Source organism: Bacillus cereus group sp. BfR-BA-01349, assembly GCF_022663795.1.
GTDB classification, from domain to species: domain Bacteria; phylum Bacillota; class Bacilli; order Bacillales; family Bacillaceae_G; genus Bacillus_A; species Bacillus_A cereus.
Genome location: NZ_JAKUGE010000010.1, coordinates 59,147 through 77,310, shown reverse-complemented (window position 1 = coordinate 77,310; position 18,164 = coordinate 59,147). Strand labels below are relative to the sequence as shown.

Below are 18,164 nucleotides of genomic sequence, written 5' to 3'. Positions count from 1 at the left end.
GGTGTCAACAATGGAAAGAAGAGTGCCAATTACGGTTGAAGAAGCTGTTCGTAAAGTGATGGGATTTGCTGATAAAGGCTTAAAGGAGCTATTACCAATTGAATTAGCTTATGGACGTATATTAGCGGAGAATTTAGTAGCTGACCATGATGTACCGTCATTTAATCGTTCGCTGTATGACGGATTTGCTATTCGAGCAGAAGATACTAATTTAGCAAGTTATGAAACGCCAATTGTATTTGAAGTAGTGGGTGAAATTGGTGCAGGATCGCTATTCCATGAGAAAGTAGGTCCGTTTCAAGCAATTCGAATTATGACGGGAGCACAAATTCCGAATGGGTGTGATGCGGTTGTTATGTTAGAGCTGACTCGTCAATATGAGAAGGATGGCAACAATTATATGGAAGTGAAGCGATCATTCAAAAAGGGCGACAATATTTCTTTTCAAGGTGAAGATGCTCGTAAAGGAACAGTTCTTGCAAAGGAGGGATCGTACATTAATCCAGGTATTTCAGCTCTTCTTGCTACATTTGGTTATAGTGAAGTGCCAGTTGCGAGAAAACCTGTAATTGGACTGTTAGCGACTGGGAGTGAATTACTGGATGTCAATGATTCATTACAGCCAGGGAAAATCCGAAACAGTAATACGTACATGATATTGTCTCAAATTCGAAGAGCGGGCGGCAGAGTAAAATATTTTGGGAAGTTTAGTGATGATTTTAATACGTGTTTTACAGCTGTGAAAGAAGCGCTTGGCCAAGTAGATATGTTAATTACAACGGGCGGTGTATCAGTAGGAGATTATGATTATTTACCAGCTATTTACGAAAAGTTAGGTGCATCTGTTCTTTTTAATAAAGTTGCAATGCGACCAGGAAGTGTTACGACTGTAGCACAATTAAATGGCAAGTTATTATTTGGTTTATCAGGAAATCCATCAGCTTGTTACGTAGGGTTTGAATTATTCGTAAGACCGTGTATTCGGACGTATATGTTTAGTGAAAAAGTACATTTAAAAAGAGAAAAAGCGTTATTAGGAGAAGATTTTCTAAAACCGAATCCATTTATAAGATTTGTACGAGCAAAATTGCAATATGATGAGGGGAAATTAATCGCTTATCCATCAGGGTTTGATAAATCTAGCTCAGTTTCTTCATTGGCAGAATCCAACGCGTTTATCGTATTGCCGGGCGGGACAAGAGGATATAAAAAAGATATGTTTGTCGATGTTCTTTTATTAGAAGATAACGAAGGTAGTGAATGGCCTTGGACATTTCATAAAGTGAGAGGTGGTTTTAATGGAACAAGTGCTATTTGAGATTGTAGATAATCCGATTTTAGTTGAAGAAGTAACGAATAAAGTCGCAAGAAGAGAAGCAGGTGCGATTACAACATTTATTGGTACGGTGAGAGAATTAACAAAAGGAAAACGAACGCTACATTTAGAGTATGAAGCATATAAACCGATGGCAGTAAAACAACTTATGAGAATTGGAGAAGAAATTTGTGAAAGATGGCCGGATACAAAAGTAGCAATTACGCACCGTGTAGGGCGGCTAGAAATAATGGATATTGCGGTAGTCATTGCAGTTTCATCACCGCATCGTAAAGTAGCTTATGAAGCGAATGAGTACGCGATTGAACGTATAAAACGAATTGTTCCAATTTGGAAAAAAGAATTTTGGGAAGATGGAACGATGTGGATTGGAGATCAACTTGAAAATACACCATATCCAGAAGGAAAACCAAAGAAGGAAGAATGAGAAAATGATTATAATTTTATTGTTTGCAAATTTGCGTGAGGAAGTTGGATCGGATCGATTAGTGATTTCAGAAAAGCAAGAAATGACAGTGCAACAATTAAAAGAATGGCTCAAAGCCAGCTATTGTTTACAATCGTTGGATAAAGTGATGGTCGCTGTTAACGAAGAGTTTGTAATGAATGAAGAGATGATAAAAGCTGGAGATATAGTCGCATTAATCCCGCCTGTTAGCGGTGGATGATAAGCTTTTTCACAAGATGAAGCGCCAAGAAAATGTTGTATATAAATTAGAATAAGAGAAGGGATGAGTTCTATGCTTACTCAAGAACAAATAATGAATGCATTAAAACATGTAGAGGATCCAGAGTTACACAAAAGTGTTGTAGAATTAAATATGGTTAGAAATATACAAATGAACGGAACAGAGGTTAAACTTGAAGTAGTACTAACAATCCAAGGTTGTCCGTTAAAAGCAAAAATTCAACAAGATATTGAAGAATCACTTCACGCAATTGGTGCCTCTAAAGTGGAGGTAACATTTGGTTCTATGACACAAGAAGAACGTGCAGCTTTAACAGAGAAATTAAAGAAAAATACTAGAACAGAAACTGGTATGCCGAGCATGCTTCGCCCGGATTCAGGAGTACGTTTTATTACTGTAACGAGCGGAAAAGGCGGAGTTGACTGGAATTGATATCATAAAAGAGTTATAGTGAGTTATTCTAAGGGAAACATTGTAAAGTAAGGAGAATGGGAATATGTCATATGAATTTTTACTCAAATTAGGTTTAGCACTCTTTTTAGGATTATTCATCGGGATAGATAGGCAGCTAAAGAATAAACCACTTGGTGTGAAAACAAGTATGGTTATTTCTGTAGCAAGTTGTTTAATTACGATGGTTTCAATTGAATCTGTGCATGTATATTCTGTTCCAGGACATACAAATATGGATCCGATGCGACTGGCCGCTCAAATTGTTAGTGGAATTGGTTTTCTTGGCGCAGGTGTCATTTTACGAAGAAGTAATGACGTTATTTCTGGATTAACAACAGCTTCTATGGTGTGGGCTGCTTCAGCTTTAGGAATCGCAATTGGTGCAGGATTTTATTTACAAGCGACAGTTGCTATGGTTTTAATTATTTTAGCGATTAATGTACTTCCGCAACTTGTGAAAATTGCAGGACCGTATTCATTAAGACAAAAGGATTTATCTATAAAAATTACTGTTAAAGAGCATCATGAGTTAGATGGTATATTTAAGCAAATTAAAAATTTAGGCATGCATGTGAAACGCGTGAAAATTAAAGATATAGATAGTGGAGCATTTCAGCAACTGGAGATGGTTATTTTAGCTCCAGAAGATTTATATAGTTCCCTGAAAGAGATTGATCGAGTAGTTTCAGTTGAAGTGGAAAGTAGATAATTGTGATAAAAAAGAGTGAAGTGAATTCACTCTTTTTTATTTGGATTTTTAAGGAATGAAATTGATATAATGATGAGTAACGAGGGGGAGAAATGATGGGAATACATATTAGAAGAGCAATAAAGGATGATATACAAGGTATAGCAAAGGTGCATGTCGATAGTTGGAAAACAGCGTATAAAGGGATATTTGCTGACGAAATTCTAGATAATATAGCATATGAGAAACGAGAAAAACAATGGGAAGATATTTTTCAAAAAGAAGGTAATTATCAATTTAGATTTGTAGCAGAGAATTTAAATGGAGAAATAGTTGGATTCATCGATGGGGGAGTAGAAAGAACTGGTACATATAATTGTGATGGAGAATTATATGCAATCTACCTTTTACAAGAGTATTAAGGAATGAAAATAGGACAAAAGTTATTTCAAGCTTTATTATCGGATTGTATAAACAATGATATGCAATCACTTTTAGTTTGGGTTGTTACGAATAATCCTTCTAAAAAGTTTTATGAAAAATTTAACCCTGAAAAAATTGATACGAAATTTTTAGAGAGAGTAAGGGTAGAAGAAACAGCGTATTGTTGGAGAGATTTGAATTTGTTACAAAAACAAACAGCTATATAGATTTATACATATAATAATATTATGTAAACATATCATAGGGAAAGGTATACCTCATTTGGTGTACCTTTTTATTAATCCATCAGAAAATGGATTAATAAAAAATAGTAGGTAATTAGTTTGAAAGCAAGAATTTTTCTAGTGTACTTTTAACTAGATTAAAGGAAAGAAAGAAAAAAATAAAAATTTAATTTGATAAAAAAATTCTGAAATATACTCTTGAATTGAATATCATTATCAATTAGAATCAAAATTGATAACGATGTTCAATTATCAATTATAATATGAAATTCTGATAGCGTTAATATAAAGAGGAGGAACTAACAGTAAGTGAAAACATAAGTAAACGTGGATATGCGTAATGAAAAATATAAGCTCGATGACTGCATGGAGAGAAATGTTTCAACCATCACCATCGCACACAAAAATAGGGGTTTCCGTTTTGATTATGATTGGTTTGATGGATTTCTTCATAAGTTGGGAGTCAAAGTTATCATTGTTACTAATGAAAGATTGTCTCCACAAGAAGAGTTTGCTTAGTATTTGATATCTGTTATTCACATATTTAGTTGTAGGATATACAGATTGAGGAAATACAAAAAGAGAATGTCGGAGGATGAAGATCTATGAAAAAAGCATATCTAATAGAGATTAAGCCGACAAATGAACAAATAACCAAGATCCATCAAACGATTGGAGTGTGCAGGTATGTTTACAATCTATATCTTTCAAAAAACAAAGAGATATATGAATCCGAGGGGAAATTCCTTAGTGGCTATGAATTTTCTAAATGGCTAAACAACATTCATACAAAAGAATGTGACCAGTGGATAAAAGAAGTATCAAGTAAAGCTGTAAAACAAGCGATTATGAACGGAGATAAAGCTTTTAAGCGATTTTTTAAAGGTTTATCTAAGTTTCCACGCTACAAGAAAAAGAAAAATGAAGATGTAAAATGTTATTTCCCTAAAAACAACAAAACAGATTGGATAGTTGAAAGACATAGAGTAAAAATCCCTACGATTGGATGGATGAGATTAAAAGAGTATGGATATATTTCAAAAGATGCGGTTGTAAAAAGCGGAACGATAGCTAAAAGAGCAGGAAAATATTTTGTATCTGTGCTTTGTGAATTGGAAGAAACAAAAGCGAAGCCAACACTCCATTCAACAGGTGTAGGCATTGATTTAGGCGTGAAAGATTTCGCTGTACGTAGCGATGGGAAAATTCACAAAAATATAAACAAAACAGGAAAAGTAAAAAAGATAGAAAAGCGGTTAAAATGTGAACAACGCTCTTTATCACGTAAATTTGAAAATCTAAAAAAGAGAGGTGAACACTCTGTTACTAATAAAAGAGCGAATATAGATAAAAACATTCTTAGGGTGCAAAAACTACATGCCAAGTTAGCCAACATTCGATTAGCGTATGTAAAGTCTGTTGTAAATGGTGTGGTGAAAACCAAGCCAACGTTTATTACAGTAGAAGATTTGAATGTGAAAGGTATGATGAAGAATAAACATCTATCTAAAGCAGTTGCTAAGCAGTGCTTTTATACATTTAAAACATGGTTATTGACGAAATGTGAGGAATATGGAATTGAACTGCGTCAAGTAGACAGGTTCTATTCATCTTCAAAGCTATGTTCATGTTGTGGTCAAAAGAAAGTAGACTTAAAGCTATCCGACCGAGTATATGAATGTGACTGTGGAAATGTAATGGATAAAGATTTGAACGCGTCAATCAACCTTTTACAAGCAAAAGAATATATAATACTAACGTAAATAGATTGTATATATGTACGGTGGGCTACATCGGAATTTACGCCTGTGGAGTGTTACAGCAAACTGTAGTAGCGAGTGATTGGCGAGACAGGACACGTAGAAGCAGGAATACTCTAAGAATGTACATTTATCTATATTTTTAGTAGCAGGACCAACATGCAGCATGCGAAACAAATCGCAGAACATGCAACATTACAAAGCTTTTTAAACTGTTATTTAAGAGAAACAGGGAGTGGAGAATGGATTACAGAGGATGAAAGAATGAAGAGTATCTTCAGTAATACGTTGAATAGAGATACAGTCCCCACATATTTATGTTGTCGGCTATCGGCACAGAACGTTACTTTGTATGGAGAAGTTATATATAAATCATCAACAGATCGCCATTTGTTTGGAGAACAATTTTATTATCAAATTGGAGATAGTAATTCTGTTATTACAGCAGATTATGTTACAGTTATTACATTTTTAATAAAAGAGATGTCTATCAACTACGGAGAAGGAACGAATCCTGCGGAACTTATGCTTCGAGTCATTCGTAGTTGTCAAAATATTGAGGAATTTACAAAAGAGAGAATAGAAGATACATCCGCATTATACGGTTTTCATACAACTTTTATAGAAGCTGAGCAGTCTTTATTATTTGGGCATTTAACTCATCCTACACCAAAGAGTAGACAGGGGATATTGGATTGGAAAAGTGCAATGTATTCTCCAGAATTAAAAGGAGAATGTCAGCTTCATTATTTTCGGGCACATAAAAGTATAGTAAATGAAAAATCATTATTATCAGATTCTACAACAATGATTATAAAAGAAGAATTAAGTAATGATGAGATGGTTAGTAAGGAATTTATAGCGAAGTACTGTAAGGAAGATCAATATGCATTAATTCCAATTCATCCGCTTCAGGCAGAATGGCTCTTGCATCAAGCTTACGTACAAGATTGGATAGTTCAAGAATTGCTTGAGTATATTGGTCCTGTAGGTAAGTATTATATGGCAACATCATCACTAAGGACGCTATATCATCCCAATTCGAAGTATATGCTTAAGTTTTCATTTCCGGTGAAAGTAACGAATTCAATGCGTATTAATAAACTGAAAGAACTTGAGAGTGGTCTTGAAGGGAAGGAAATGTTAAATACGGCTATTGGTGAAGTACGAGAAAGATTTCCAGGATTTGATTTTATTTGTGATCCAGCCTTTATTACATTAAATTATGGAACACAAGAATCTGGATTTGAAGTGATTATTCGTGAGAATCCTTTTTATAGTGAACATGCAAACGACGCAACATTAATTGCTGGGCTAGTTCAAGACGCTATACCTGGGGAGCGTACGCGGTTATCGAATATTATTCATCGCCTAGCAGATTTAGAAAGTAAAAGCTGTGAAGAAGTAAGCTTAGAGTGGTTTAGGCGATATATGAATATTTCTTTAAAGCCAATGGTATGGATGTATTTACAGTATGGTGTTGCATTAGAAGCTCATCAGCAAAATAGCGTTGTTCAGCTAAAAGATGGTTATCCGGTCAAATATTATTTCCGTGATAATCAAGGATTTTATTTCTGTAATTCAATGAAAGAGATGCTTAATAGTGAATTAGCTGGTATTGGAGAACGTACTGGAAATTTATATGACGACTATATTGTGGATGAGAGATTTCGTTACTACTTAATTTTCAATCATATGTTTGGCCTCATTAATGGTTTTGGCACAGCAGGATTAATTAAGGAGGAAATTCTTCTCTCGGAATTAAGGTCTGTACTTGAATCATTCCTTCCATATAACCGGGAACCTTCTACATTTTTAAGAGAATTATTGGACGAAGATAAGTTAGCGTGTAAAGCAAATTTACTAACGAGATTTTTCGATGTCGATGAGTTAAGTAATCCATTGGAGCAAGCTATTTATGTGCAAGTACATAATCCACTCGTTAGAGAAGTGGCTGTTCGTTCATAAATAACGTTAAAATTTCACGTAATACAAATAATGGTATTTTGTCATAAGGTGGAGGGTTTTATGAGAGTGGACATGTATCATACGAAAGTATTGAAGGCGCTCGAATCAGAAGATTACATTTCAGTACGAAGAAGAGTGCTACGTCAATTAGTAGAATCGTTAATTTATGAGGGGATTATTACACCGGTTCGCATAGAAAAAGAAGAACAACTTCTTTTTCTAATACAAGGACTTGATGAAGAAGGCAAAAGTGTCACGTACAAATGCTATGGCAGGGAACGGATGACATTTGGACGTATTTCGTTAGGCTCATTAATAGTAAGAGTTCAAGATGAACAGCAAGAAATACAATCTGTCTCGCAATTTCTAGAAGAAGTTTTTCGGGTTACTAGTGTAGAACAAGCTAAATTAGATTCTTTTATACACGAATTAGAACAAACAATATTTAAAGACACGATTGCACAATATGAAAGAAATAATAAGAGAGAATATACTCAAAAATCTTACGATGAGTTTGAAAGCCATTTAATAGACGGCCATCCATATCATCCTAGTTATAAAGCACGTGTTGGATTTCAATATCGTGACAATTTTCAATATGGTTATGAATTTATGCAGCCAATAAAACTCATATGGATTGCAGCGCATAAGAATTATGCGACTGTAGGTTATGAGAATGAAGTGATGTATAACAACCTTTTAAAAGAGGAGATTGGCGATCGTAAATTAGAAGAGTTTATGGAACGAATTCGTAATAAGGGATGTAATCCAAAACAGTACGTGTTTATACCTGTTCACCCATGGCAGTGGGAGAATTTCATCATTTCAAATTATGCGGATCATATACAGGGTAAATTTATTGTTTATTTAGGAACATCAGAGGACGATTATTGCGCGCAACAGTCAATGAGAACGTTAAGAAATATTACGAGTCCAAAGAAACCGTACGTTAAATTATCGATGAATTTACTCAACACTTCAACACTTCGTACGCTGAAACCATACTCTGTTGTGAGTGCACCAGCAATATCAAATTGGTTAAATGATGTTGTAAGTAATGACGCCTATTTAATGGATGAAGCACGTTTAATCTTGTTAAATGAGTTTTCAAGTGTAACGTATGACACGAATAAGAAAGCTATATATGGTTCATTAGGATGTATTTGGCGCGAAAGCATTCATAAGTATTTAGATGCAAAAGAGGATGCAATTCCTTTTAATGGTTTATACGCTAAAGAGAAAGATGGTACACCAATTATTGATGCGTGGTTGAACAAATATGGAATGAAGGATTGGCTACAATTACTTATTCAAAAAGCGATAATACCAGTTATACATCTTGTTGTAGAGCATGGTATCGCACTGGAATCACATGGACAAAATATGATTCTAGTCCATAAAGAAGGGGTGCCTGTTCGTATTGCGTTAAAGGATTTTCATGAAGGGCTTGAGTTTTATCGTCCATATTTGAGAGAAGTTGACAAATGTCCCGACTTTACTAAAATGCATAAAACATATGCAAATGGAAAAATGAATGATTTCTTTGAAATGGATCGCATCGAATGTTTGCAAGAGATGGTGTTAGATGCACTATTCCTGTTTAATTTAGGAGAATTAGCATTCGTACTTGCGGATGAATATGGATTGAAAGAAGAACATTTTTGGATGATGGTTGTTGAAGAAATTGAAGATCATTTAAGAATATATCCACATTTGAAAGGTAGATTTGAAAATATTCAATTATATGCACCTACATTCTATGCTGAACAATTAACGAAACGTCGATTATATATGGATCTGGAATCGCTTGTTCATGAAGTTCCAAATCCATTGTATAGAGTAAGACAACTTATGAAACAAAAATTAGCTGTTACAGGGGGAAATTATGCTAATCGTTAATAAACAAGAGTATAGCAAAAGTGATTTTGAATTGAGATTACAAGTTTATGAGGAAATGGAAAAATTTAAAGAAGCAGAAGGAAATAGATTTGCACTTTGTCTGAAAGATCCATTCGATATTATTACGATTGTGTTTTTCTTAAAAGAAAAGAAATCATCAGTATTACTTATACATGAAGATACACCAAAAGAAACAGCTATTGAAATGGCAAAGCGTGCAAATTGTGTAGGAATTTTATATGGAGAATATAGCGATTTTACAAAATTAGAAGTAGGGAACTTTTTACTAGAAGAGCCTTCTTTATTGCAATATAGTTCTGGAACTACAGGGGAACCGAAACTAATTCGTAGAGCATGGACGGAAGTTGATACGGAAATTACCGCTTATAATGAAGCTTTAAACTGTGAAGTAGATGAAGTGCCAATCGTTATGGCTCCTGTTTCACATTCATACGGACTAATATGTGGTACTTTATCAGCAATTAAGAGGGGGAGCCAGCCTGTAATCATTACGAATAAAAATCCTAAATTCGCATTAAATATAGTTCGCAATACAGAAAAACATATTATATATGCAGTACCACTTATGTTACACATTATGGGGAGTTTTCCATTAGGGACGTTCCAGTTTCATAAAATTATGACATCAGGATCGCCTTTGCCAGAAGCACTATTTTATAAACTAAAAGAAATGACAACATATATGATGCAGCAATACGGTTGTTCTGAAGCAGGTTGTATTAGTATATGTCATGATATGAAGAGCCATTTAGATTTAGGAAACCCTCTACCTCATGCGAGTATAAGCATAGGTTCAGATGAAAATGCACCGGAAGAAATCGTCGTGAAAATGAATGATAAGGAAATCTTCACGAAAGATTTAGGGTATAAATCTGAGCGTGGCATTCATTTTATGGGGCGTATGGACGATGTAATTAATGTTTCGGGATTAAAAGTCTTTCCTATAGAGGTAGAAGAAACGATGCTTCGATTGGAAGGTGTTCAAGAGGCAATTGTATATCGAGGGAAACATCCTGTCATGGGCGAAATAGTTAAAGCGAAAGTGATCTCTCATGTTGATCCAGTACAAATAAGAGAATGGTGTATTCAGCACTTACCTTCTTATAAAGTTCCCCATGAAATTGAAAGTGTAAATGAAATTCCTAAAAATAAAACTGGAAAAGTAAGTAGAAAGTTACTAGAGATGGGAGAGGTTACAACATGAGACGGGAAGCGTTAAAGAATGCCGTGTTAAAAATTATGATTGAAAAAATGGAACTGAAAAATGTAACGCATTTAGAAGAAACGATGCGCTTAAATCAAGATTTATATATAGATTCGGTAATGATGTTACAGCTTATTGTATACATAGAAATGGATGTAAAGCTATGCGTTCCAGAGGATGAGGTAGATCCAAAGGCATTTCTTACTGTAGGATCTTTGCTTGATTTTATGGAGGAGTTACAAGAAGTAAATGTGAATAACTAACCTTTAGGAAAGTGGATGAGAGTATGACTTCAATTAAAGTGCACTGTTTAGTGAGTTGTTTTTGTGAAATTATAAAAAGGCGTAGCGACATTGATTTTCGTCCATTTTATTTTGGACTATGGGATGGAGATTTTGATATAACAGAAGGCGGAATTATTTCATATCACTCTGAAAACATTAACCATGATCATTATTTACTTTGGTTTGAAAAATTGTACGGTATTAAAGTAAACGAATGGTATGATCATGCAAAAGATAAAGATAGTAATGTAGAAACGTTTTTAGAATTAGTAGAAAACAAGCCGGAAAATCGTTATGTCATTGTAATGGTTGATATGTCTCTATTACCAGAGAGGGAAAATAAATTTCATCAAAAACCGTTTCCACATTATTTAATGATATCAAAAACAGAGAAAGAAGAAGAGTGGTTCATGCTAGATCCTGATTTTCGTTGGGAAGGAAATATGGAAAGAGAAAAAGTACTTCACTCTATTCAAGATAACCCATTTGGTGGAGGGTATTTTATTGATATAGAAGGAATTGGGGAGCCAACGCAAGAAACAGTAGCTAGTTATTTCACAAAAACATTCAAAAAGAACGACAATGAACTGACTATGGAGCTGAAAAATTTAATTGTAAAAATGGCAAATGAGGAAGAAGGATATGCGCTTTCTGGACTTGTAGCAGCAGTAAAACAAATACCAGTACTTGCAATTCGTAAATATAGTTATGAGCATGCCTTTGCATACTTCCGTGAAACGTTGCAATATTCGGAGCAAGAATTTGATTATTGGTGTGATCGGGTAGAGGATATTGTACAAGGATTTACAAATGTACAGTATCGTGCAATTAAAATGGCAATGACGAATAATAAAGGTATGCTAGTATCGATTATTGAAAAACTGGATGAAATGAATGCAATTGAACTGCAAATTAAGAAGGAATTAGAGAGACAGTTTCTATCATGGAAAGGTATGAAAACAAATCAGTCTGTCGCAACTTTTTAATAAGCTAACTGAATTTAAGATAGGGGAGTTTAATGCTATGAAATATTCGCTATGTACCATTTCATTTCGTCATCAATTAATTTCATTTACTGATATTGTTCAATTAGCATATGAAAACGGTTTTGAAGGAATTGAATTGTGGGGGACTCATGCACAAAATTTGTATATACAAGAACGCGAAACGACAGAACGAGAATTGACTTTTCTAAAGGATAAAAACTTAGAAATTACGATGATAAGTGATTACTTAGATATATCATTATCAGCAGATTTTGAAAAAACGATAGAGAAAAGTGAACAACTTGTAGTACTAGCTAATTGGTTTAATACGAATAAAATTCGCACGTTTGCTGGGCAAAAAGGGAGCAAGGACTTCTCGGAACAAGAGAGAAAAGAGTATGTGAAGCGAATACGTAAGATTTGTGATGTGTTTGCTCAGCACAATATGTATGTGCTGTTAGAAACACATCCCAATACACTAACGGACACATTGCCTTCTACTATAGAACTATTAGAAGAAGTAAATCATCCGAATTTAAAAATAAATCTTGATTTTCTTCATATATGGGAGTCTGGCGCAGATCCAATAGACAGTTTCCATCGATTAAAGCCGTGGACACTACATTACCATTTTAAGAATATATCTTCAGCGGATTATTTGCATGTGTTTGAACCTAACAATGTATATGCTGCAGCAGGAAGTCGTATTGGTATGGTTCCGTTATTTGAAGGTATTGTAAATTATGATGAGATTATTCAGGAAGTGAGAGGTACGGATCTTTTTGCTTCCTTAGAATGGTTTGGACATAATTCAAAAGAGATATTAAAAGAAGAAATGAAAGTATTAATAAATAGAAAATTAGAAGTAGTAACTTCGTAATGTGAAATGATGTGAGAGTCTCGTTTTAGAGGCTCTTTTTTTATGGTAAAAAATAACTAAAAATTTCCATGTATTTTAATTTGAATTTAACACAATTTATATATAAATAAGGAGGTGATTGGTAATGGCTAGAAATCGTAATTCTAATCAATTAGCATCACATGGAGCACAAGCAGCTTTAGATCAAATGAAATATGAAATTGCACAAGAGTTTGGTGTACAACTTGGCACTGATACTTCTTCACGTGCAAACGGTTCTGTAGGCGGTGAAATTACAAAACGCCTTGTAGCGATGGCAGAACAACAACTTGGTGGCGGATATACTCGCTAATTGTAGAAGGTTATAGGAGAAAGGAAGGATTCTTCCTTTCTTTTTTTTTCAATTAATTGGTATGGATATATTGTGAACTGGATTCAAAGAATAGGAATAATACTATAATTTCCCCAATTTCTTTTGTTGTGAATGGGAAGTAGTAAAGATGTAATAGCCCTGGTGGAATGAAAAGTTACGTTCCAGCGGGGCTATTATATGGTAAGAAATATATGATGAAAGGTTTCGAAGCCAACATGTTAAAAAAAGAAAACTGTTGTTTAATTGCGCTTGCATCAGTTCCACTTGTTATGACATTAGGGAATTCAATGCTCATCCCAATTCTGCCGACTATTGAAAAGAAATTACATATTTCATCGTTTCAAGTATCCATGATTATTACAATTTACTCTATCGTAGCTATTCTACTTATACCGATTGCTGGTTATTTATCAGATAGATGGGGACGAAAGATGGTAATGGTTCCGAGTTTGCTGATTGCAGCTATAGGAGGAGCGATAACTGGTTGGGTATCTTGGAAAGTTGATAATCCCTACAATTGGATATTGATTGGTAGAGCGATTCAAGGTATTGGTGCTGCTGGTGCAATGCCAGTTGTTATACCGTGTGTTGGTGATTTATACAAAGACGAAAAACAAGTTAGTACAGGTTTAGGAATCATAGAAACATCCAATACATTTGGGAAAGTACTGAGCCCTATTTTAGGGTCTGCTCTTGCTGCCGTTGTATGGTTCTTACCATTTTGGGCGATTCCAATTTTATGCGTAGTATCAATTGTTTTATTACTTGTTCTAGTAAAGGCAAAGAAACAAGAAGGAGAAGTCCCACCACTTAAAGAGTTTATAAAATCTATTCTGTCTACGTTTCGAGAAAAAGGAAGATGGTTAATTGCCATTTTTACATTAGGTGCAATTATTATGCTTATTTTATTCGGAATTCTCTTTTATTTGTCGACTATACTGGAATCAAAGTATGACATTCATGGTATATGGAAAGGGTGTGTGCTTGCTATTCCGTTACTTGTACTGTCACTTAGTTCATATATGGCCGGTAAAAAAATTGGAGATAATCAAAATGTTATGAAGAAGTGTATTTATATTGGTTTTTTAATGGCAGCTGCATCAGTCATCATTCCTTTATTTATAAAAGGGATTTATTTACTACTTCTTTGTCTTGTTATTATGGGGATAGGGATTATTGGTATGGCACTCCCATGTTTAGATGCCCTCATTACACAAGGAATTGAAAAGGAGCAAAGGGGAACGGTTACGTCATTTTACAGTTCAATGCGATTTATCGGTGTAGCAGCTGGACCACCTTTATATTCTTTTTTCATGAAAGGGGCGGACCATGAAGTGTTTTATTTGACAAGTATTTTCGCTGCCATTGGTGCTGTCATAGCAATCATTTGGATTAAACCAGCAAAGGATGCAAAGGCGGTAAAACAGAAACCGGAACCTACTTCATAATTTGTAAGAGAATTGCATGATGTTTTGAGAAACATGCAATTCTCTTTCGTTCATTAAGAATAAATAACTTGTTTTAACATATAAAGTGCGACACCCCATATGATGAGGCCAGAAAATTTATTTAATAATAAAATTGTCTTTCCAGTTGAGTCTAGTCTTTTTAGAAATTTCCCCGCTAAAGCTAAGCTTATAAACCAAATCCAAGAAACGATAATAGTTGCAAGTGTGAAAGCCCATTTTTCACTTCCTATGTATTGAATAGAATTTGTTCCAATTACACCGATTGTGTCTAAAATAGCATGTGGATTTAATAACGAAACTGATGCTGCGAAAAGGATTTGCTTTTTTAAGGGCATACTTTTTTCTTGTTTTACATCGTTGGAAGGATTACTTCTCCAAATAACAAAGCCCATGTATAGGAGAAAGAAAAATCCAATTATATATAATGAGTTAGTTAGCCAAGAAAAAGTAAGGAGTACAAGGGAGACACCTTGCACTGCAATCAATATGAGTAACGTATCACATATAGAGGCAGTTAATACTACAGGGGCTGCCCTCCAAATGTTTGGTTGGCTCGCACCTTGGTTAAAGACAAAAACATTTTGTACACCTAATGGAATGATAAGTCCAAATGCAAGAATGATACCATGAATAATTGCTTCACTCATCATATTACCTCCTATTTTAATTCATTATGATAGTGTATATTGTATAGAAGAAATGAAAATTTGTATCCATCCATATGGTTGGGGAGGTTACCAACCAAAAAGAATATAAGGTGATATGATGGAAAGATTCGTTTGGAAACCGGATATGTCTCTAGCGACGCCGCTGTATAAACAAATAGAAACGTATATAAAAGAAAAGATCGTTAATGGAGAATGGACCGTTGGAACGAAATTACCTTCACAAAGAGATTTGGCCCATACATTTGGTGTGAATCGAAGCACAATTGTAATGGCTTTCGATGAACTAGTTGCAAAGGGATACATTGAAGGGAATGGCAGGAAAGGAACAATTGTTGTAAATAATAATGAGAATGTTTCAACTTACGCACCCCCGCCTAATTGGCAGTCTTATGTAGAAACAGGACTTCATTATCCGAATCTCCCAGCTATTCAGGAGATTAATCAAGCTGAATTTTATCCACATGTAATTCGATTAGGAACAGGTGAGCTCGCGCCGAGTCTCTTACCTGAGAAAAAGATGAAAGAAATTATGAATAAGCTTTTAAAGTCAAATGTGACGCTTGGGTATGAAGAGCCAAAAGGAAATTTTTATTTAAGGGAAAAGATTTCCGAATACTTAAAGGGGCATGGTGTATATGTATCTCCTGACTCTATATTAATTGTTTCAGGAGCAATTCAAGCGCTGCAACTTATCTCTATGGGGCTTCTTCCAAAAGGCGCATCCATCTTATTAGAAAAACCATCCTATTTATATTCGCTTAATGTTTTTCAATCCGCAGGAATGCGTTTCATTGGAATACCAATGGATGAGAACGGTTTAAATGCATCATATATTACAAAATATAAGAAGCAATTTAATGCCTCTATTTTATATACAATCCCGTCTTTTCATAATCCAACGAACTTTAGTATGAATGCGAAGCAACGAATAGAAGTGATGGAAATATGTAATGAAATTGGATTACCTATTATAGAGGACGCAGTGTATCAAGACTTATGGTTTGATGCACCTTGTTCGAAACCTTTAAAAGCCTATGATAAAAATGGAATCGTACTACATATTGGAAGCATGTCCAAAGTAATTAGTCCAGGTTTAAGAATTGGATGGATTGTTGGACCTGAGCCAGTAATCCAAAGATTGTCAGACATAAAGATGCAAACAGATTATGGTTCAAGCACTATATCCCAGCAAATTGCAGCAGAGTGGTTTACAAATGGTCTATATGATGAGCATTTGCGATTTGTAAGAAGTGAATTGAAAAAACGAAGAGATTTTATGTTACTAATGTTAGATAAATATCTTCGTGAAATAGCAACTTGGCATGAACCAACAGGCGGGTTTTATATATGGGTACATATAAAAGTACCCATTTCATATCGCAGTTTATTTGATAAAGCTCTGCAAGAAAAGGTTTTATTAAACCCAGGTACTTTATATGATAGAAGTGCAAATCAATTTTTGCGCCTATCGTATTCATACGCAACGTTAGAAGAAATTGAAATAGGTATAAAAAAACTTGCACAACTAATGAAAAAGTAAGAGGAGAAAGTAATGAAACAATATGTAATTTGCCAAATGATCAATGGAGAAAAATATTTAGCTGCTTATGCGGAGACGAAGCAAGAGGCGATTGAAAAAGCAGAACTGTTAGGATTAAGAACGGGAAATTGTTACATAGTTATAACTGCAGAAGAAGCCGAAGGCTTAACGTATCCTTAAACAATGTATGAGATTATATAGGAAGTAAATAAGTCTAGTAATATAAGAATTTACTAGGCTTATTTACTATTAAGTTGTTAAACGTTCTCGTATTTATACGCAAAGTAATAATATTATGAGTCAAGTTGACGAAAAAATCGATTTGTCTTTCGGTCTTGATTTCCTTTTCTATACTCATCAATATATTGCCTAAAGTTCCAAGCTTGTAAAAATTTATTAGCAGAGTTATAACCAGAATTGTAAAGCCAGTCTTTTTCTTCCTTCGTCAGTTCAAAATTAGTACTTGTAATCGTTCCTGTTGGAATTGTAATCGTTCTTGCTTTTGATTCCTTATCTAAATGACGTAAATCATGAGCTTGCATCATTGTTTTAAATAGTCCTTTGAACATGGAAATAGGCTCGTTATAGTGAGCAGGGTCAGCTTGAATCTCATCTTTTACAAAATGAAATCCGAAAGTCGGTCAGCGAGGAGCGGTAGGTGAATCGAAGATCCAAATTGGATAATTACTTAGAATTCCTCCGTCAACCATATAACAAGGCTGCTTCCATTTTGGAGTTCTCCATTTTACGGGTTCAAAGAAGAAGGGGATTGTACTACTCATTCTTACCGCTTTAGCGATAGAGAAGCGATAATTTAAAAATCCGTAGTTTGGTAAGTCGTCAGGAAAGACAACCATTTTACCATTACTAATATCAGAAGCGATGATTTTGAGTTTGTTTAGATCCGGTAAATCAGTAAATAAATGAACACCTTTTTTTCGAAGTAATTCTTCAATCCATTCTTCTATAAATACATTAGAGTATATACCTAGAGTAGTCCATGCACTTAGTCCTTTTCCGATAAAGGGGATTTTGTCAATAAAGGTTTTCTTCGTAAATTTGTTATAATCGATATCAGTTATAATGGTTTTTAGCTCTGAACAAGAATATCCTGCAGCTAAAAGTGCCGCGATAATTGCACCAGCTGATGTTCCAGCTACACGTTCCCATTCATAACCTTTTTCGGCTAACGCGCAAATTGCCCCAACATGCGCAATACCGCGCACACCGCCTCCTTCAAAAACACCATCAATCTTCATTAAACATACTTCCTTTCAAATAAAAGATTTGGAAATGGCA

The 18,164-nt window shown here is 34.6% G+C and carries 16 protein-coding genes and 3 pseudogenes; 17 read left to right on the top strand and 2 right to left on the bottom strand.

All coding sequences use genetic code 11. The features are described from left to right. Positions 1-10: 10 nt before the first annotated feature. From MR169_RS08080 to MR169_RS08010, 15 genes and pseudogenes are all read left to right on the top strand, one after another. Positions 11-1,318, top strand: a complete 1,308-nt coding sequence (locus tag MR169_RS08080) for a molybdopterin molybdotransferase MoeA (protein ID WP_242319236.1) — start codon at positions 11-13, stop codon at positions 1,316-1,318. Then, complete coding sequence (gene moaE / locus MR169_RS08075; RefSeq protein WP_000438664.1) at positions 1,299-1,763, top strand: molybdopterin synthase catalytic subunit MoaE; 465 nt, start codon at positions 1,299-1,301, stop codon at positions 1,761-1,763. Before MR169_RS08080 ends, moaE begins: the two co-directional genes overlap by 20 nt. A gap of 4 nt (positions 1,764-1,767) precedes the next feature. Next, entirely contained in the window at positions 1,768-2,004 is a 237-nt protein-coding gene (gene moaD, locus MR169_RS08070; protein ID WP_000583943.1) for a molybdopterin converting factor subunit 1, read from the top strand. 72 nt (positions 2,005-2,076) lie between these two features. Then, positions 2,077-2,445 (top strand): annotated as a pseudogene (locus MR169_RS08065) (iron-sulfur cluster assembly protein); the annotation flags it as partial. 76 nt (positions 2,446-2,521) lie between these two features. Continuing rightward, the gene (locus MR169_RS08060; RefSeq protein WP_242319235.1) at positions 2,522-3,187 is read left to right on the top strand and encodes an MgtC/SapB family protein; all 666 of its coding nucleotides are present in this window, start codon (positions 2,522-2,524) and stop codon (positions 3,185-3,187) included. A 95-nt stretch (positions 3,188-3,282) separates the two neighbouring features. Further along, positions 3,283-3,816, top strand: a pseudogene (locus tag MR169_RS08055) (N-acetyltransferase family protein). Between the two features lie 623 nt (positions 3,817-4,439). Beyond that, positions 4,440-5,597 carry an RNA-guided endonuclease InsQ/TnpB family protein gene (locus MR169_RS08050; RefSeq protein ID WP_242319234.1) on the top strand — a complete coding sequence of 386 codons (1,158 nt, stop codon included), beginning with the start codon at positions 4,440-4,442 and terminating at the stop codon, positions 5,595-5,597. 156 nt (positions 5,598-5,753) lie between these two features. Beyond that, positions 5,754-7,562 carry an IucA/IucC family protein gene (locus MR169_RS08045; RefSeq protein WP_242319233.1) on the top strand — a complete coding sequence of 603 codons (1,809 nt, stop codon included), beginning with the start codon at positions 5,754-5,756 and terminating at the stop codon, positions 7,560-7,562. 60 nt (positions 7,563-7,622) lie between these two features. Next, positions 7,623-9,461 (top strand): IucA/IucC family protein, encoded by a 1,839-nt coding sequence (locus MR169_RS08040; protein ID WP_242319232.1) that lies wholly within the window; start codon positions 7,623-7,625, stop codon positions 9,459-9,461. Beyond that, a complete protein-coding gene (locus MR169_RS08035; RefSeq protein WP_016117631.1) occupies positions 9,448-10,686 on the top strand; it encodes an AMP-binding protein in 1,239 nt (412 codons plus the stop codon). The genes MR169_RS08040 and MR169_RS08035 overlap by 14 nt, the downstream gene beginning before the upstream one ends. Then, positions 10,683-10,949, top strand: coding sequence for a petrobactin biosynthesis protein AsbD (asbD, locus tag MR169_RS08030; protein ID WP_086409199.1), 267 nt, complete (start codon positions 10,683-10,685; stop codon positions 10,947-10,949). Before MR169_RS08035 ends, asbD begins: the two co-directional genes overlap by 4 nt. A gap of 23 nt (positions 10,950-10,972) precedes the next feature. Then, a complete protein-coding gene (locus MR169_RS08025) occupies positions 10,973-11,956 on the top strand; it encodes a DUF6005 family protein (RefSeq protein ID WP_000200706.1) in 984 nt (327 codons plus the stop codon). A gap of 37 nt (positions 11,957-11,993) precedes the next feature. Beyond that, positions 11,994-12,836: a sugar phosphate isomerase/epimerase family protein gene (locus tag MR169_RS08020; protein ID WP_242319231.1), complete on the top strand. Its 843-nt coding sequence runs from the start codon at positions 11,994-11,996 to the stop codon at positions 12,834-12,836. A 124-nt stretch (positions 12,837-12,960) separates the two neighbouring features. Continuing rightward, positions 12,961-13,167 carry an alpha/beta-type small acid-soluble spore protein gene (locus MR169_RS08015; RefSeq protein WP_242319230.1) on the top strand — a complete coding sequence of 69 codons (207 nt, stop codon included), beginning with the start codon at positions 12,961-12,963 and terminating at the stop codon, positions 13,165-13,167. Positions 13,168-13,403: 236 nt separating this feature from the next. Further along, a complete protein-coding gene (locus MR169_RS08010) occupies positions 13,404-14,636 on the top strand; it encodes an MFS transporter (RefSeq protein WP_242319250.1) in 1,233 nt (410 codons plus the stop codon). Positions 14,637-14,689: 53 nt separating this feature from the next. On the opposite strand, the gene MR169_RS08005 is transcribed toward MR169_RS08010, so the two are convergent. Continuing rightward, entirely contained in the window at positions 14,690-15,304 is a 615-nt protein-coding gene (locus MR169_RS08005) for a LysE/ArgO family amino acid transporter (protein ID WP_001287303.1), read from the bottom strand. A gap of 118 nt (positions 15,305-15,422) precedes the next feature. Here MR169_RS08005 and MR169_RS08000 point away from each other — a divergent pair, with 118 nt between their 5' ends. Then, positions 15,423-16,865 carry an aminotransferase-like domain-containing protein gene (locus MR169_RS08000; RefSeq protein WP_242319229.1) on the top strand — a complete coding sequence of 481 codons (1,443 nt, stop codon included), beginning with the start codon at positions 15,423-15,425 and terminating at the stop codon, positions 16,863-16,865. A gap of 12 nt (positions 16,866-16,877) precedes the next feature. Then, on the top strand, positions 16,878-17,045 hold the full coding sequence (locus MR169_RS07995; RefSeq protein ID WP_242319228.1) for a DUF3933 family protein: 168 nt from the start codon (positions 16,878-16,880) through the stop codon (positions 17,043-17,045). A 113-nt stretch (positions 17,046-17,158) separates the two neighbouring features. Here the strand turns inward: MR169_RS07995 and MR169_RS07990 are convergent. Continuing rightward, a pseudogene (locus MR169_RS07990) lies at positions 17,159-18,124 on the bottom strand (patatin-like phospholipase family protein). Positions 18,125-18,164: the final 40 nt, after the last annotated feature.

Excerpts from the sequence above, each read along its gene's own strand:
- MR169_RS08080 (WP_242319236.1), top strand. The coding sequence starts at position 11 with ATGGAAAGAAGAGTGCCAATTACGGTTGAAGAAGCTGTTCGTAAAGTG.
- moaE (WP_000438664.1), top strand. The coding sequence starts at position 1,299 with ATGGAACAAGTGCTATTTGAGATTGTAGATAATCCGATTTTAGTTGAA.
- moaD (WP_000583943.1), top strand. The coding sequence starts at position 1,768 with ATGATTATAATTTTATTGTTTGCAAATTTGCGTGAGGAAGTTGGATCG.
- MR169_RS08060 (WP_242319235.1), top strand. The coding sequence starts at position 2,522 with ATGTCATATGAATTTTTACTCAAATTAGGTTTAGCACTCTTTTTAGGA.
- MR169_RS08050 (WP_242319234.1), top strand. The coding sequence starts at position 4,440 with ATGAAAAAAGCATATCTAATAGAGATTAAGCCGACAAATGAACAAATA.
- MR169_RS08045 (WP_242319233.1), top strand. The coding sequence starts at position 5,754 with ATGCAGCATGCGAAACAAATCGCAGAACATGCAACATTACAAAGCTTT.
- MR169_RS08040 (WP_242319232.1), top strand. The coding sequence starts at position 7,623 with ATGAGAGTGGACATGTATCATACGAAAGTATTGAAGGCGCTCGAATCA.
- MR169_RS08035 (WP_016117631.1), top strand. The coding sequence starts at position 9,448 with ATGCTAATCGTTAATAAACAAGAGTATAGCAAAAGTGATTTTGAATTG.
- asbD (WP_086409199.1), top strand. The coding sequence starts at position 10,683 with ATGAGACGGGAAGCGTTAAAGAATGCCGTGTTAAAAATTATGATTGAA.
- MR169_RS08025 (WP_000200706.1), top strand. The coding sequence starts at position 10,973 with ATGACTTCAATTAAAGTGCACTGTTTAGTGAGTTGTTTTTGTGAAATT.
- MR169_RS08020 (WP_242319231.1), top strand. The coding sequence starts at position 11,994 with ATGAAATATTCGCTATGTACCATTTCATTTCGTCATCAATTAATTTCA.
- MR169_RS08015 (WP_242319230.1), top strand. The coding sequence starts at position 12,961 with ATGGCTAGAAATCGTAATTCTAATCAATTAGCATCACATGGAGCACAA.
- MR169_RS08010 (WP_242319250.1), top strand. The coding sequence starts at position 13,404 with ATGTTAAAAAAAGAAAACTGTTGTTTAATTGCGCTTGCATCAGTTCCA.
- MR169_RS08005 (WP_001287303.1), bottom strand. The coding sequence starts at position 15,304 with ATGAGTGAAGCAATTATTCATGGTATCATTCTTGCATTTGGACTTATC.
- MR169_RS08000 (WP_242319229.1), top strand. The coding sequence starts at position 15,423 with ATGGAAAGATTCGTTTGGAAACCGGATATGTCTCTAGCGACGCCGCTG.
- MR169_RS07995 (WP_242319228.1), top strand. The coding sequence starts at position 16,878 with ATGAAACAATATGTAATTTGCCAAATGATCAATGGAGAAAAATATTTA.